The sequence below is a fragment of the Mesorhizobium sp. P3_A2 genome (assembly GCF_056403115.1).
On sequence record NZ_JBFUGC010000001.1, the window covers coordinates 186,426 to 201,683 of the forward strand.

18 protein-coding genes are annotated in these 15,258 nt (G+C 62.0%); 8 read left to right on the forward strand and 10 right to left on the reverse strand.

Features of this window, described 5'->3' with window-relative positions; translation table 11 throughout:
* Positions 1 to 145: 145 nt before the first annotated feature.
* On the forward strand, positions 146 to 1,003 hold the full coding sequence (locus AC1DXM_RS00855; protein ID WP_203278444.1) for a helix-turn-helix domain-containing protein: 858 nt from the start codon (positions 146 to 148) through the stop codon (positions 1,001 to 1,003).
* Between the two features lie 115 nt (positions 1,004 to 1,118).
* Positions 1,119 to 2,141 (forward strand): betaine--homocysteine S-methyltransferase, encoded by a 1,023-nt coding sequence (bmt, locus tag AC1DXM_RS00860; protein WP_477231333.1) that lies wholly within the window; start codon positions 1,119 to 1,121, stop codon positions 2,139 to 2,141.
* Between the two features lie 13 nt (positions 2,142 to 2,154).
* Here the strand turns inward: bmt and AC1DXM_RS00865 are convergent, their stop codons facing one another.
* The 7 genes from AC1DXM_RS00865 to AC1DXM_RS00895 form a co-directional block, all read right to left on the reverse strand.
* Positions 2,155 to 2,343 carry a hypothetical protein gene (locus AC1DXM_RS00865; protein ID WP_477231334.1) on the reverse strand — a complete coding sequence of 63 codons (189 nt, stop codon included), beginning with the start codon at positions 2,341 to 2,343 and terminating at the stop codon, positions 2,155 to 2,157.
* Between the two features lie 332 nt (positions 2,344 to 2,675).
* On the reverse strand, positions 2,676 to 4,877 hold the full coding sequence (locus tag AC1DXM_RS00870) for a vWA domain-containing protein (RefSeq protein WP_477231335.1): 2,202 nt from the start codon (positions 4,875 to 4,877) through the stop codon (positions 2,676 to 2,678).
* Positions 4,878 to 4,879: 2 nt separating this feature from the next.
* A complete protein-coding gene (locus AC1DXM_RS00875; protein WP_112565450.1) occupies positions 4,880 to 5,440 on the reverse strand; it encodes an RNA polymerase sigma factor in 561 nt (186 codons plus the stop codon).
* 79 nt (positions 5,441 to 5,519) lie between these two features.
* Positions 5,520 to 6,698 (reverse strand): BaiN/RdsA family NAD(P)/FAD-dependent oxidoreductase, encoded by a 1,179-nt coding sequence (locus tag AC1DXM_RS00880; RefSeq protein WP_477231336.1) that lies wholly within the window; start codon positions 6,696 to 6,698, stop codon positions 5,520 to 5,522.
* Positions 6,699 to 6,756: 58 nt separating this feature from the next.
* Positions 6,757 to 7,488, reverse strand: coding sequence for a dienelactone hydrolase family protein (locus tag AC1DXM_RS00885; protein WP_477231337.1), 732 nt, complete (start codon positions 7,486 to 7,488; stop codon positions 6,757 to 6,759).
* Positions 7,489 to 7,602: 114 nt separating this feature from the next.
* Positions 7,603 to 8,286 (reverse strand): hypothetical protein, encoded by a 684-nt coding sequence (locus tag AC1DXM_RS00890; RefSeq protein WP_477231338.1) that lies wholly within the window; start codon positions 8,284 to 8,286, stop codon positions 7,603 to 7,605.
* Positions 8,287 to 8,375: 89 nt separating this feature from the next.
* On the reverse strand, positions 8,376 to 9,950 hold the full coding sequence (locus AC1DXM_RS00895) for a trimethylamine methyltransferase family protein (protein ID WP_477231339.1): 1,575 nt from the start codon (positions 9,948 to 9,950) through the stop codon (positions 8,376 to 8,378).
* Between the two features lie 260 nt (positions 9,951 to 10,210).
* Between AC1DXM_RS00895 and AC1DXM_RS00900 the strand changes: the two genes are divergently transcribed.
* The gene (locus tag AC1DXM_RS00900; protein WP_013531175.1) at positions 10,211 to 10,909 is read left to right on the forward strand and encodes a corrinoid protein; all 699 of its coding nucleotides are present in this window, start codon (positions 10,211 to 10,213) and stop codon (positions 10,907 to 10,909) included.
* A gap of 89 nt (positions 10,910 to 10,998) precedes the next feature.
* On the opposite strand, the gene AC1DXM_RS00905 is transcribed toward AC1DXM_RS00900, so the two are convergent.
* Positions 10,999 to 11,139: an entericidin A/B family lipoprotein gene (locus tag AC1DXM_RS00905; protein WP_112565267.1), complete on the reverse strand. Its 141-nt coding sequence runs from the start codon at positions 11,137 to 11,139 to the stop codon at positions 10,999 to 11,001.
* A 65-nt stretch (positions 11,140 to 11,204) separates the two neighbouring features.
* On the opposite strand from AC1DXM_RS00905, the gene AC1DXM_RS00910 reads away from it, so the two are divergent.
* Positions 11,205 to 11,834, forward strand: a complete 630-nt coding sequence (locus AC1DXM_RS00910; RefSeq protein ID WP_477231340.1) for a DUF1638 domain-containing protein — start codon at positions 11,205 to 11,207, stop codon at positions 11,832 to 11,834.
* Positions 11,835 to 11,837: 3 nt separating this feature from the next.
* On the opposite strand, the gene AC1DXM_RS00915 is transcribed toward AC1DXM_RS00910, so the two are convergent.
* Positions 11,838 to 12,008, reverse strand: a complete 171-nt coding sequence (locus tag AC1DXM_RS00915; protein WP_477231341.1) for a hypothetical protein — start codon at positions 12,006 to 12,008, stop codon at positions 11,838 to 11,840.
* Between the two features lie 20 nt (positions 12,009 to 12,028).
* The gene (locus AC1DXM_RS00920) at positions 12,029 to 12,751 is read right to left on the reverse strand and encodes an NAD-dependent epimerase/dehydratase family protein (RefSeq protein ID WP_477231342.1); all 723 of its coding nucleotides are present in this window, start codon (positions 12,749 to 12,751) and stop codon (positions 12,029 to 12,031) included.
* 135 nt (positions 12,752 to 12,886) lie between these two features.
* On the opposite strand from AC1DXM_RS00920, the gene AC1DXM_RS00925 reads away from it, so the two are divergent.
* The 4 genes from AC1DXM_RS00925 to AC1DXM_RS00940 all read left to right on the forward strand — a co-directional run bounded on the left by AC1DXM_RS00925 (position 12,887) and on the right by AC1DXM_RS00940 (position 15,183).
* Positions 12,887 to 13,462 (forward strand): DUF4893 domain-containing protein, encoded by a 576-nt coding sequence (locus AC1DXM_RS00925; protein WP_477231343.1) that lies wholly within the window; start codon positions 12,887 to 12,889, stop codon positions 13,460 to 13,462.
* Positions 13,463 to 13,574: 112 nt separating this feature from the next.
* Entirely contained in the window at positions 13,575 to 14,357 is a 783-nt protein-coding gene (locus AC1DXM_RS00930; protein WP_477231344.1) for a formyl transferase, read from the forward strand.
* Positions 14,358 to 14,413: 56 nt separating this feature from the next.
* Entirely contained in the window at positions 14,414 to 14,680 is a 267-nt protein-coding gene (locus AC1DXM_RS00935; RefSeq protein ID WP_477231345.1) for a type II toxin-antitoxin system TacA family antitoxin, read from the forward strand.
* Positions 14,668 to 15,183: a GNAT family N-acetyltransferase gene (locus tag AC1DXM_RS00940; RefSeq protein WP_477231346.1), complete on the forward strand. Its 516-nt coding sequence runs from the start codon at positions 14,668 to 14,670 to the stop codon at positions 15,181 to 15,183. The genes AC1DXM_RS00935 and AC1DXM_RS00940 overlap by 13 nt, the downstream gene beginning before the upstream one ends.
* The last annotated feature ends 75 nt before the right edge of the window (positions 15,184 to 15,258 follow it).

The following is a 15,258-nucleotide window of genomic DNA, read 5'->3' on the forward strand; positions in this document are numbered from 1 at the left end:
ACAAAGTGTACAAAATGTTGCTATTGCGCATTTTTGACTGCACATGTTACACATTGTAAACAGCCTTAGGGATTCATTTACGCCTGGAGCCCTGATTCGACGGCTCTGGCGCAAATTTTTCCTCAAAGAGCGCGGAGGACGAACAGTGGACAAACGGGACCTGTCAGCCATCTTTCGGGAGCGTCTGAAGCTGCTCCTGACACGATCCGACCTCAACCAGTCGGCCTTCGCGTCAGCAGTCGGCATCGATCGGTCGGCGCTGTCGCAACTGATGTCCGGCGCTTCGACGCGGCTGCCGCGCGCCGAAACGCTGCTCAACATCGCCGCCGAATTCAAAGTGTCTCTGGATTGGCTGCTTGGGCTGAGCCAGGACGAAGGCGTCACCGGCGAAATTCGCGAAAGCCTGGAGATCGAGGAGGCGCCCGACGGTTTCGACCGCACGCTCTTGGCCAAATGGTTTGCGGAAGCCGCGGGCACCAAGATCCGCTATGTGCCGGCCGGCATTCCCGACCTCCTGCGCACACGCCAGCTGGTCGATTACGAAGCCAACATCACCAACCGCAGCCGTCTGGCGCAGGCCAGCGAGACCCAGTACCGCATCGAGTACAACAGGCGCCCGGAGACCGATATGGAGGTCTGCATGCCGCGCCACACGCTGGAGATTTTTGCCCGCGGCCTCGGCGTCTGGGATCGTTTTCCCGAGGCAGACCGGCGGCAGCAGCTCGCCCATATGGCGACGCTGCTTGACGATCTCTACCCGACCTTCCGCCTGTTTCTCTATGACGGCCGCATGCGCTACTCGATCCCGCTGACCATCTTCGGTCCCTACCGCGCCGCCATCTATGTCGGCGACATGTATGTGGTGCTGAATGCCACCCAGCCAGTGCAGGCGCTGACCCGCCATTTCGACAATCTGATCCGCGCCGCCGACGTCAACCCGCACGAAGCAGCCGCCTTCGCGCGCAATCTGGCCGGCGCGTCGTTCCCGTCGGGTTCTGCCTGATCGTCAACGCCCCGGAAAGGTTCGCAGCGCGGCGACCACGGGCCGCAAACACATTGACTGGACATAAAGACTTCTTTATATCCTTATTCCATTCAAAGATTTGAAAGCCGATCCGATGACCGCGACCAATCCCATCGACGCATTGCTGGCCGAAAAGGGCGTGCTGCTGGCCGACGGCGCCACCGGCACCAATCTGTTCGCGATGGGTCTGGAGGCCGGCGAAGCGCCCGAACTGCTCAACGAGACGGCGCCTGACACCATCACCAGCCTGCACCAGAATTTCGTCGATGCCGGCGCCGACATCATCCTCACCAACTCCTTCGGCGGCACCCGCCATCGGCTCAAGCTGCACCATGCGCAGGACCGCGTCCATGCGCTGAACAAGCGCGCCGCCGAGATCGCCCGCGCTGTCGCCGACAAGGCCGGCAGGAAAGTCATTGTCGCCGGCTCGGTCGGCCCGACCGGCGAGTTGCTGGTGCCGCTCGGCGCCATGACCTATGACGAAGCGGTCGAGGCCTTCGCCGAACAGATCGAGGGTCTGAAGGAAGGCGGCGCTGAAGTCGCCTGGATCGAGACCATGTCAGCGCCGGACGAAATCCGCGCCGCCGCCGAAGCCGCCATCCGCGTCGGCCTGCCCTACACCTATACCGGGTCGTTCGACACCGCCGGCCGCACCATGATGGGTCTGTTGCCCAGGGATATCCATGGCGTCGTCGACGGGCTGTCGCAAAATCCGCTCGGCGTCGGCGCCAATTGCGGTGTCGGCGCCTCCGACATCCTGGCGTCGCTGCTCGACATGACCGAGGCCAAGCCGGAGGCTACGGTCATCGTCAAGGGCAATTGCGGCATCCCGGAATTCCGCGGCACCGAGATCCACTATTCCGGCACGCCGGAACTGATGGCAGACTATGTCAGGCTGGCGGTCGATGCCGGCGCCAGGATTGTCGGCGGCTGCTGCGGCACCTCGTTCCAGCACCTTGCCGCCATGCGCAAGGCGCTCGACGCGCACACCAAATCCGAACGCCCAACCGTCGAGACGATCGTCGAGCGCATCGGGCCGATGCGCAACAAGGTGGCGACGGAAAACACCGCCGAGACCAGCGAAGCCCGCCGCGAACGTCGCCGCAGCCGAGCCTGATATCGATCTGGAATTATTCGCTGTTTTCAGCGTAGCGCGACAGCGCCGTCTTGAAATCCGTGCTGGTGCTGCCGGTATCGCCGCCCATGGTCATCAGCGTACCCGATGCGCCGGGATCGGTGATCTGCTCAAGCATGACGCGGAAGCGGTCGTTGTTCAGCGCCGACATCGCCGTGGTCCTGGCCGCGGCCACGTCATTCATGATCCGCCGAGATTCCGCCGAATGCGGCTGCGAAGCGGTCGACTGAACGTCCCTTGCCGCCGGCATCGAAGTCGCACTGTCTCTGATCTGCAATTCGGCCCCCAAAGCCCTGTATTAGCTCTTCGTAACAAGAGGAAATTGCGATCCCGTTCCGGAATTGCCGCACAATTTAACGATCCGGCACCCCTTTGGTCGAGGCGCACCTCACCTGAATATCGCCAGGCCCGAAAAAAGGCCGGCAAGGTTTCCCTCGCCGGCCTGCCTCACCCGCCCGTAGCCGGTTCCCCCGTATCAGAACGACCCCCGTCTGAAAGGAACCGGCTGTATTGCCACTACCGGTTACCGCCCAGCGCCGAGGCAAGGCGCACAAGCGAAAGGAACTCGGACCTGTACCCAAACGGGTCGGCTCCTCGGGCGGCGGTGGCAATCTCCATGATCTTGTCGTAACCGAACTTCGCGGTCGCATCCTCGTCGCGCAGCTTCTGGCCGAAGGCGGCGACAGCGACGGAGAAGCGCTGGTCGGTGCTGGCCTGGTCGAAGGACTCGACCTCGTTTGCCGACGTCACCGGCGTGGTGATCAGCTTCGAGACGTCTTCGTTCGGCAGCTTGTAGCGGATCTTCACGAAAGCATATTCGTCGGCATTGGCCACACCGCCATTGTTGACCGTTGCCTGGCCGTAGCGCAGCGGATCCATCTGCTCGCCGCCACTGCCCTTCGGCGTGATCTCGTAGATGGCGGTGACCGAATGGCCCGAGCCTATATCGCCGGCATCGACGCGATCATTGTTGAAGTCCTCGCGGTTCAACGCGCGGGTCTCATAGCCGATCAGCCGGTATTCCGACACCTTGTTTGGATTGAACTCAACCTGGATCTTGACGTCCTTGGCGATGGTGAACAGCGTCGAGGAAGCATCCTCGACCAGAACCTTCTCGGCCTCGGCCAGCGTGTCGATATAGGCGGCGGTGCCGTTGCCGTTCTGGGCGATGGTCTGCATCATCTGGTCGTTCAGATTGCCGCGTCCGAAGCCGAACACCGACAGGAAGACGCCCGTCTTGCGCTCCTGCTCGATCAATCGCTTCAGATCCTCGTCATCAGTCTGGCCGACATTGAAGTCGCCGTCTGTGGCCAACATCACACGGTTGATCCCGTCCTTGACGAAGGACTGCTGGGCAAGCTTGTAGGCTTCCTTGATGCCTGCCTCGCCGGCCGTCGACCCGCCGGGCGTCAGATTGTCGATGGCATTGAGGATCTTGTCCTTCTCGGTAACCTTGGTCGGCATCAGCACCGTGCCGGCATCACCGGCATAAGTGACGATCGAGATGGTGTCGTCCGCCTTCAGCTTGCTGACCAGCAGCCGGAAAGCCGACTTGAGCAGCGGCAGCTTGTCCGGCTCGTCCATCGAACCCGACACGTCGATCAGGAACACCAGATTGGCCTTGGGCTGCTCGACCGGCTTGACGTCGAAACCCTTGATGGCGACGTGCATCAGCTTGGTGTGTCCGTTCCACGGCGTCGGCATGACGCTGACGGTCGAGTTGAAGGGCGTCGAGGCCGAATCCGGACCCTTCCAGTCATAGGGGAAGTAATTGACCATCTCCTCGACGCGCACCGTGTCGGCCTGTGGCAGGTAGCCCTGCTTCAGCGAGCCGCGCACGAAGGAATAGGAAGCGGTGTCGACGTCGATCGAGAAGGTCGAGACCGGATCCTGAAGGGCTGCATGCACCGGATTGGTTTTGAAATCCTCGACGCGGTCGCGGTTTTCCTCCTGCGGCGCAATCTGGTCGGCCGGCATCGTCGAAGGCTGCTGCGGCGCCACCAGCTTGGATTCGGCGGTCCCCTGGACACGGCTTGCCCGCGCGGCATCTGCCGCTGGCGCAGCTGGTGAAAATCCCATAACAACTCTGCCACCCGACTTTGCGGCCTCGGTGCTTGGCGCAGGCTCGGGCGCCTGCTGGGAAGTCTGCAAAGTGCCGTACTCGGATTCGTTCACCGTCGCCGGTGCCTGGGTCTTCGGCAACGCTTTGCCTCCAAGACCAGCGATCGGACTCGACCCGGTCTTCGGGGGCGCGGTCGGCGTAACAAGCGCATCGGTGACGTCGCGGCTTCGCACCTCGGCGTTGGCATCGGCCTTCTTCAGGTCGCCTTCGGGCGCCTGCTTGTCTTTTCCCGGTGCGTTGATCGCCGGCCCACTGGTTGCCGGTTTGTCGGCCAGCGTTTCGGTGATCTTCTCGTCGCCGCCGAACGGCGACGGCTGTTCCCTCAGCATGTGGAAGGTGGCGTATCCGGCGATCGGCAGGGCGACGAGCCCGGCAATGGCCGGCGTGGCAATGAGTTTCTTTTGCATGATCTCGCTCCAGAGCTTTTGTGCTCGCTCTGTGAGACGAAGCCCGCCAACCGATCCTTGGGTGACGGCCGAAATATTTTCTTGATCATAGGCGCGCATGGCGGCTTCGAAGGCGCGTGCCTTCGCGCTCTCGGCCGGCGCCGGTACTGCTGCATCGCGCAGCCTGTTGAGTTCGTTGTCGTCGACCATGGTCACACTTCCCCGGCTGAACGCATCAACGTCTTCAGCCGTTTCTTCGCTTCATGGATGTGCCAGGAAACCGTCGTCTCCGAGATTGCCATCGCCTCGGCGGCGGCCGCATGGCTCAAACCTTCGCCATAGACCAGAAGTACTGCATCGCGCTGCTTGTCCGGCAATTGCCGCACCGCTGCCCAGAGCGCCTCAGTGGGATCTTCGGGCTCGGCCGAGGCCTCTCCCGATATCATGCTGTAGGCACCGTAGGCCTCGGTCTTGACGTTTTCGCGCGTGGTCTTGCGCATCATGTCGCGCGCCGCATTCATCGTCACGGAATAAAGCCATGTCGTGAACGCGCCGCCGCCGCGATAGTCGCGGATGGCCTTACCGAGCCGGACGCAAACTTCCTGGGCAATGTCTTCGGCATCGGCCTTTTTTCCGCACCAGCGATAGGCGGCGCGATAGACGAAGTCGTAGTGCCGCTCCAGCAATTTGCCGAAGGCACCCCTGTCTCCGCCCTTCGCCCGCCCGATCAATTCGGCGTCGGAGGCTTCGCTTTCGTCCAGCATCATCGCCATCATTTGCCCGTTGGACGAAGGCTAATGGCCAATCCTTGGGGTTATGGAAAGATTTTTTTCAGGCAGGCGCTTTTTGAGGCTAGACGGCTTGTCCTGCCACCCAGCCGGACGACCACGCCCACTGGAAATTGTAGCCGCCAAGCCAGCCCGTGACATCGACGACTTCGCCGATGAAAAACAGTCCCGGCACCGATTTCGCCTGCATCGTCTTCTGGTCGAGCCCATTGGTATCGACGCCGCCAAGCGTCACTTCGGCGGTGCGGTAGCCCTCCGAACCGGCCGGCTTGATGCGCCAGTCATTGACTGCGGAGTCGACGGTTTTCATCTGCAGGTCCGTCAAATCAGCGAGATTGCCGTCGATGCCGCTGCGCTCGGCGACCGCTTGTGCCAGGCGCTTGGGCAGATGGTTTGCCAGCACCGTCTGCACCGCTTGCCTGCCATTGACGCGCCGGGCGCCGCGAAGCAGTTCGGCCACATCCATTCCAGGCAGCATGGCGATGCGGATCTCATCGCCCTCGCGCCAATAGGACGATATCTGCAGAATGGACGGCCCGCTCAAGCCGCGATGCGTGAACAGCATCGCCTCCGAAAACCGCGTCTTGCCGCAAGCGACGTCGGCGTCGACGGCGTTGCCCGCCAGGGGCGCAAGCCGTTCGAGCGTTCTTGCGTCGAAGGTCAGCGGCACCAGCGCCGGGCGGGTTTCCACCACAGCCAGGCCGAACTGTGCCGCCAACTCGTAGCCAAAACCCGACGCGCCCATCTTGGGGATCGACTTGCCGCCACAAGCCACGACCAGCGATTGGCAGGCGACGGTGCCGCTGGAGAGGCTCAGGGTGAACCCTTCCGCGGTCCGGCTGACGTCCCTCACCTCGGTCGACACCGCTAGTTCCGCACCCCGGTCCTGCATTTCGGAAACCAGCATGTCGATGATCTGGCGCGCAGAGCCATCGCAAAACAGCTGCCCCAGCGTCTTCTCGTGATAGGCGATGCCATGGCGTTCGACGAGTGCGATGAAGTCGCGCTGCGTGTAGCGGCTGAGCGCCGAGATGCAGAAATGCGGATTGCCGGAGAGAAAATTCTTCGGGCTGGTATGGATGTTGGTGAAATTGCAGCGCCCACCGCCCGAGATGCGGATCTTCTCGCCGGGCTTTGCCGCGTGATCGAGCACCAGAACCGAGCGGCCGCGCTTGCTTGCCTCGATGGCGCACATCATTCCGGCCGCACCGGCGCCGATCACCACGACATCATAGGATTGCATCAGGCTGTTCGTTCCCGCTCGACCTGCGGTGTTCTAGCAGGCCACCAACGGCAAGAAGTCAAGCCAGCGTTTCGGCAAAGAACGCCAGCAGCCGCTTCCAGTGGCGCTCGGCGCCCGCTTCATCGTAGACGCCGTGGTCCGGTACGCACCAGCCATGACCAACGCCGATATAATTCTCGATGACGTGGTCGACCTCGGCCACCCTCAGCGCTTCGGCCAGTCGCGCCGACTGCTCCGGCGGAAAGCTGCGGTCGACGCCGGCGGTACCGACATAGACGCGCGCCTTGATCGAGGCCGCCTTGCGGTGCGGGCTGTCGGGAGCCTCGCTCGCCAGATTGCCGCCGTGGAAGCTCGCCGCGGCGACGATGCGATCGGGATAGGTGGCCGCAGCATTCAGAGCCCGGCCGCCGCCCATGCAATAGCCGACGACACCAACCGGTCCATTAATGCCTTCCGATGCCAGCGCGTCGAGGAAGGCGCCGCTGTCGCGGATGGTCATGTCTTGCGTCGTGCCGGTGACCAGCGCCATCAGCGCCACCTTCGTCTCTTCGACGGCAAAAGCCGTCTTGGCGTCGAACGGACCATAGGGCGCATTGCGGTAGAACAGGTCCGGCACCAGCACGGCATAGCCATGTCCGGCGAGCCGCTCGGCCATCACGTCGAGCACCGGACGCGGCCCGAACGCGTCCATATAGAGGATCACGCCGGCCTTCGCTGGGCCAACCGGGCGAAACAGCCCTGCTTTGGCCAAGCCGTCCGCGGTCTTGATCTCGATGTCCTGCTTGCCCATGGCTCGCTCCGTTTGAGTGTCGCGCGATACATATCCGGGACAGACGGCTGGGCAAGTCAATCGAAGGCCCGCCGCGTTCACAAATCCGTATCGCTCGGCCGCAGGAACGGAAACTCAGCGCGCGAATGCCGCCATGTGAAAGGCCTGTACGTCAGCGGGATAGCGATAGGCCGTGCCATAGGGACAGGCGTTGCGGTCGAGGCAGCCGCCGGTCCGACAGGGCGAACCATTCGCTCCCTGCACATGCGCGACGCATGATTGATAGGCAAAGCCATCCTTCGAATAAGCGTCGACCGGACAGGATTTCATGCAGGGTTTTGCGACACATGTATCGCAGAGGTGAATCGATGCCTGAGACGCCTCGACCGAGATCTCGTCCTCGAACAGCAGCGCGCCGCGATAGGCATGCCAGAGCCCGTATTTCGGATGCATGAGAATGCCGAGCGGTGACGGCTTTAGCCCTTCAGCCCGCATCGCCCATTGCTGGAACGGCAGATACGGCTTGTCCGACGGAGAAACCGCCCGGACGCCGAATGTTTCCGCCACCGCGCCGATCACCTCGCGCGACCAGGTGTCGAGCGGATTGGCAATGGCCTGCGGTTGCCGTTCGCGCCAACGCAGGAAATGCGGCCACGGCTCGGCACCCGCCTGCCCGACCAAAATGGCTGTTTTGGCGGAAGCACCTGACAGGCCAGAGGGTGCCTCCTCGCCTTCGGCGAATGTGACGCAGCCGCGCAGGATGAGGCCGTTGGCGGAAAGCGCGGCCGCTATCTCGTCAGCGGTGCCGCGCACAATCATCCCTTCTGGTCCGGGTCGGAGAAAGCGCTCCGCCAGACTTCCTTGTGGATGATGTTGGCGACTTTAGCCCCGCCTGACTCGGGCTCCTTTCAAGTGAAGGCGTCAGCCATCGACGCCTTCTTCGTCGCGATGTAGTCCTTCAGCCCGTCGTCGATGCCCGGATCGAGATACGGCGCCTCGTAGCTCTCCAGCCAGCGGCGGGCGAGCTCATTGGCGCGCTGAGGTGCGGTCTTTTCGCCCTCGGCCAGCCACTGCTCGTAGGAATTGTTGTCGGCTATGCTGGAACGGTAGAAGGCGGTCTGGAAATTCGCCTGCGTGTGGTCGCAGCCGAGATAGTGGCTGCCCGGGCCAACCTGGCGGATGGCGTCCATCGCCTGGCCATTTTCCGACAGGTCGACACCCTCGGCGAACTTCTGCTGCATGCCGAGCTGGTCGATATCCATCATGAATTTTTCGTAGCAGGACGCCAGTCCGCCTTCGAGCCAGCCAGCCGAATGCAGCACAAAATTGGTGCCGGCCAGAATGGTCGAGTTCAGCGTGTTGGCGCTCTCATAGGCTGCTTGTGCGTCCGGAACCTTGGAGGCGCAGAGCGAGCCGCCGGTGCGGAACGGCAGGCCAAGACGGCGGGCCAGCTGTGCAGCACCATAGGACACCAGCGACGGTTCTGGCGTGCCGAAGGTCGGTGCGCCCGACTGCATCGAGATCGACGAGGCGAAGGTGCCGAACAGCACCGGCGCGCCGGGCCGGATCAGCTGCGTGAACGACGCACCGGCCAGCACCTCGGCCAGAACCTGCGTCAGCGTACCGGCAACCGTCACCGGGCTCATCGCGCCGGCAAGGATGAACGGCGTGACGATGCAGGCCTGGTTGTGGCGCGAGTAGACTTTCAGCGCACCCAGCATGGTTTCGTCGAACACCATCGGCGAGTTGGCGTTGATCAGGCTGGTCAGCACGGTGTTGTGTTCGACGAAATCGTCGCCGAACACGATCTTGGCCATGGCGACCGTGTCTTCGGCCCGCTCCGGCGCCGTCACCGACCCCATGAACGGCTTGTCGGAATACTTTATGTGCGAATATACCATGTCGAGATGGCGCTTGTTGACCGGCACGTCGACCGGCTCGCACACCGTGCCGCCCGAATGGTGGATGGATGGCGCCATGTAGGCGAGCTTCACGAAATTCTGGAAATCCTCGATCGTTGCGTAGCGCCTGACGCCGTCGAGATCGCGCACGAAGGGCGGGCCGTAGACGGGCGCGAAGACGGTGGCGTTGCCGCCGATCTGCACCGAACGCTCGGCATTGCGCGCATGCTGGGTGTAGATGGGCGGCGCGGTCTTGAGCAGCGAACGGCAGAGACCCTTGGGAAAATGCACGCGCTCGCCCTTGACGTCGGCGCCGGCCTCTTTCCACAGCTGCAGCGCTTCGGCGTCGTCGCGAAAGATGATGCCGATCTCTTCCAGCACCGTATCGGTGTTGTTTTCGATAATCGCCAGGCCTTCCTCGTTGAGGACCTCATAGATGTTGATCTTGCGCTTGATGTACGTGAGCTGCGTGCCCGGTCCACCGCCCGAGCGCGCCGCGCGCCTTGCCGCCGCGCCGCCGCTGGCCGCACGCCCGCGTCGCGCATTGGACGCTTCCTGGTCGACTGACGCGTTCTCACTCATGATCGTTTTCCCTAAAAACCGTTTGCGGCCGCATATCGCAGCTTCTCGCCCGGATCGTAGCCATGCACCCTATTCGAAACGGCCCGCCAGCGCCAACGCCTGTCGCAAAATCGACAAGAATTCCAATAGATTTCCGGTCGCTTTCCTTTTGCGGGAAGTCGCAAATCAGCTATGGATACACGCCCCCGCCGGGTTAGGTATTGACGCGATAAATTTGAGCCGCCGCGATCTCATCCCGCGCGGCAAGGAGCCTGAGAAAAATGTCCGACGACGAGATCATCCTCTCCGAGCTTTCCGACGACGAGTTGGTGCAGCAGATGCACGACGATCTCTATGACGGGCTGAAGGAAGAGATCGAGGAAGGCACCAACATCCTGCTCGAGCGCGGCTGGGCGCCCTACAAGGTGCTGACCGAGGCGCTGGTCGAGGGCATGCGCATCGTCGGCGAGGACTTCCGCGATGGCATCCTGTTCGTTCCCGAAGTGCTGCTGTCGGCCAACGCCATGAAGGCCGGCATGTTCATCCTGCGCCCGCTGCTCGCCGCCACCGGCGCGCCCAAGCAGGGCAAGATGGTCATCGGCACCGTCAAGGGCGACATTCACGACATCGGCAAGAACCTTGTCGGCATGATGATGGAAGGCGCCGGCTTCGACGTCATCGACCTCGGCATCAACAATGCGGTCGAGAAATACCTCGACGCCATCGAGCAGCATCAGCCCGACATCATCGGCATGTCGGCGCTTTTGACCACGACCATGCCCTATATGAAGGTCGTCATCGACACGATGAAGGAAAAGGGCATTCGCGACGACTATGTCGTGCTGGTCGGTGGTGCGCCGCTCAACGAGGAATTCGGCAAGGCCGTCGGCGCCGACGCCTATTGCCGCGACGCGGCGGTGGCGGTCGAGACCGCCAAGGACTTCATGAAGCGCAAGCACAACGTGCGCGCTTCAGCCTGATCTTTTCAGCAAGGTGTCTGGCCAACAATCGAAAGCCGCGCCTTGCAGCGCGGCTTTTTTGTTCCCAGCTATTGGAACGGATAGCGGCGTCAGGGTTTGGTGACGGTGTCGTCGATGGCTTTCGCAGTCGATTTGAGATCCCGGCCGACGCCGCGGACGGTGTTGGCGCAGGCCGTAAGCGCCAGGGCGCAGGCAAGGATTGCAATCGGCGCAACGCGTAACAGTTTCATGGACGGTTTATCCCTCTCTCGATAGATTCGCCCCACAGCAACGAAGGCCGCTTAGACCGGGTTCCATGGCCAGGAAACAAAAAACGAAACCGAATCAAGACGACAGGCTGCTGGTCATCGCCTGCGGGATGATTGCGCGCGAAGTTTTGGCCGTCAAGGAGCAGCTCAAGCTCGACCATCTCGACCTCACCTGCCTGCCGGCGGAGTTCCATTTCTATCCCGACCGCATCGCGCCTGCGATGGACAAGGCAATCGAAAAGGCCAAGGCGGAAGGCTATGAGCATATCTTCGTTGGCTATGCCGATTGTGGCACCGGCGGCCTGCTCGACCGGGTGCTGGAGAAGCACGGCGTCGAGCGCATGGCCGGCCCGCACTGCTTTGCCTTCTACCAGGGCATGGATGCGTACGCGAAGGTCGCCGACGACGACATGATGTCGTTCTACATGACCGATTTCCTGTGCCGTCAGTTCGATGCCTTCTTCATGAAGCCGCTCGGCCTCGACAAACATCCGGAGCTGATCCGGGACTATTTCGGCAACTATGAGAAGCTCGTCTACATCGCCCAGACCGAGGATCCGGAGCTCGACAAGGTCGCCGAGAAAGCCGCCAAACTGCTCGGCCTCGCCTATGAGCGCCGTTCGACCGGCTATGGTGATCTGACAGGCGAGCTCGCCCGGGTAGCCTCACACGCCTGACGGTCAGCTTGATTCCTCGGCCAGCGCCGTCAGCACGTTAGCAGAGCTTGTCTTGCAGACGAAGCCCAGCCTGTCCCTCGCCCGGGATGCGTCATAGACGCGGTCGATGGAGGAAAACATCGTCCAGCCCTTTCGCGCGTAGAGCGCCGGATAGTCCGGGAAATAGCGCGCCACGACGGACGGCGCGTCGGCGATCAGCGCTTCGCAATCATCCGGAACGGTGTCGGCGCTGAAACTATGAAGATGTCGAAGCCTAGCTGTGGCGCCTTTTCCAGCGCCTCGGCATGAGCGTCGGCCGCATCCTCCACCGTCAGCCGGCGGAAGAGCAACTCATTGGCCTTGGTATTGGCGTCCGATTGCTCGATTGTAGCAGCCATGTCGTCGGCTTCGGGAAAGAAGCGCGCGGTGCGCAGCACAATCACCGGCAGGCCGTGCTCGATATGATAGAGTCGGCACAGATGCTCGGCCGAAAGTTTGGTGACGCCATAGATGTTGTGCGGCTCGGGCGACATCGCCTCTGTCAGCCAGGCGGCCCTGCGGGCGCCGCCTTTGAAGCCGTCGCGAATGGCTTGCGAGATCATCAGCGATGTCGTCGAGGTGAAGACGAAGCGCTGAACGCCGAAGGCGACCGCGGCATCGAGCAGGTTGAGTGTGCCAAGCACATTCGTCGCGAGGAAATCCTCGTTGTTGCGATGCTCGATATTAGGCTTGTGCAGCGCGCCGCTGTGGATGATGGCCTCGATCCCCTTGTCCTGGACGGTCCGCATAACCAGCTCACGATCCGCGATCGAGCCAACAACACGCGTCTCAGTCGATGGGACAGGGTCGAGCCCGGTGACCTCGTGACCAAGGCTGCGCAAGCGGGGCGCCAGCGTGAGGCCTAGCCAGCCAGACGACCCCGTGAGCAAGATTCTCATTCGGCGCACCATGATTTTTGACCGCGCGGCTGTTAAGCACGAATGACAGGAGTGAACGACGCTATAAAGCCGGTATCAGCCGGAAGGATCGTCGCTGCAGACACCAACTGCCATTCCATAGCCAGGGAGTCCCACATGATCCTTCGTCCACTGCTCGCCGCGATCGGCCTGCTCTGCTGCATCTTGCCCGCTCACGCCGACGGCGAGGTGCAGAAGATCATCACGCCGGCCGACAAGGCACGGCTCGACAAATATGGCGAGACCCGGAAAGCTGCCCTTGAAGAGGCGAAGGCCGGCGACCCGGCCGAGGTTAGCGAGCTCAACACCTTGCTGGCCAAGCCGCTGGTCACCTTTTCCGATAAGGACCTGACCGGCAACTGGCAATGCCGCACCATCAAGGTCGGCGGCATCAGCCCGCTGGTCATCTATGGCTGGTTCAAATGCAAGGTGAGCGACGACGGTTCCGGCTGGTGGCTGGAAAAGATCAGCGGCTCGCAGCGCACCACGGGCCGCTTCTTCGATGATGGCGAAAAGCGCGCCATCTATCTCGGTTCCGGTTATGTCAATGACAACAAACCAAAGCGCTATGGCAGCGGCCCGGAAAGCGACCAGGTCGGCTATGCCTTCCGCAACAGCGCCAATGCATGGCGCATCGAGTTCCCGGCGCCCTATTATGAATCGCATCTCGACATCATGGAATTGAAGCGTTGATCCCGCTGGCCTCTCACCGGCCGGGCGGTCATCAAGATTTAACCCCGCCTGGCACAGAATTGAGCCAGGCAGCGCACGGGAAGACGGTTGCGCGCCGGCAAGAAGGCGCGCCATGGCTTCAGCTGACAAGAACAGTGCTGCGATCGTTGTCGTCACCGAAGGCGGCCCGCACATCTGGGCCATCGTCAACGCCATCGCCGACCGTCTCGGCCCTGTCAGCGTCATCCTCGAAAGCCCGGAATCCAAAAAGCAATTGCTGCTTGGCCGCGCGCGCCGCCTGGGCTGGTTTTCTGCCATCGGCCAGCTCGGTACGATGGTGCTGACCAGGCTGGGCAAGCGCTTCTTCGCCGGCCATGCAGCGCAGCTGATTGCCGGGCAGAAACTTGAGACCGAACCAAGGCCGGACCAGAAGATCATCCACGTCTCCTCTGCCAACGCGCCCGACTACCTGCAGGCGATCGCCGACATCCGACCGGGCGTGGTGTTGCTTGCCGGCTGCCGACTCTTGTCCCGGCAGACGCTGGCGCAAATGCCTTATCCTGTGCTCAACTATCACGCCGGCATCGCGCCGAAATACCGCGGCATGAATGGCGGCTACTGGGCGCTGGCTTCCGGCGATCCCCAGAATTTCGGCACCACGGTGCATCTGGTCGATGCCGGCGTCGACACGGGCGACGTTCTGAAACAGGCGCGCGGCAGGCCTGAACCCGGCGACACCATTTCAAGCTATGCACTGCGCCAGGCGGCATTCTCGCGCGACATCTGTGTCGAGGCGGTCCGCGATGCGCTGGACGGCAAGCTGGCGACCATCAAGCCGGATCTGCCGTCGAAACAATGGTACCACCCGACGATCTGGTTCTATCTCTGGACCGGTGTGCGCCGAGGCGTGTGGTAGGCGCTGTCAACCTGACGCGTTGTATGCTATTGTCATACAGAAAGTGAGTTTTACCGATGTCGAACATGGCCCCCCTCAGCGTCCGCGTCACCTCTGACGAACGTGACATTCTTGAAGCCGCTGCCAGTCAGGCAAACACCAATCTCAGCGACTTCATCCGGCGCAAGGCGGTCGAAGCCGCCGAAATGGAAGTGCTGGACGGACGTATCGTGAGGATCCCGGCAGCCGATTGGGAAAAGTTCGAGGCGTGGGCGAAGTTTCCCCCGAAAACCCTTCCCGGGCTGCGGAAGCTCGCTGCCTCACGACCTGTATGGCAGGACTGACGCCTCCCCGGCCTCTTGCGGCCGATGACGACAGAGACGCCTTCGATTGCGGTCGCGAGTCGCTCAACAACTGGCTTCGCCGTCATGCCTGGCGCAATCAACAGGATGGGACCTCGCGCACCAGCATCATCTGTGATCTCACGACCGGAGCTATCGCCGCCTATGTCACGTTGAGCGCTGGTCAAATCGAGCGAGCCCATCTGCCAAAATCAACGCAACGCAACCGCCCCGATCCCATGCCAATTATTTTGCTCGGCCAGCTTGCCGTGGATCGGCGATATCAAGGTCATGGCTGTGGACGCTCGCTTCTTCTGTTCGCTTTGAGAACAGCGGTGCGATTTTCAAGGGAAATAGGCTGCTTCGGTGTCCTGACACATCCGCTCGATGATGCTGTAAGAGGGTTCTATCGTACCTTCGACTTTGAAGACCTCCCATTCGACCCAAAACGCAGCATGATTGTTCGGGTCGCGGATTTGAAACAAAACGGCTTCGAAGACGAATGACGACGCTGCTGGAAAATGCGGCGATGTTCACCCTACCAGGCGGTTTGTAGGCACTCTTTACCGTCGCCTCCGGCC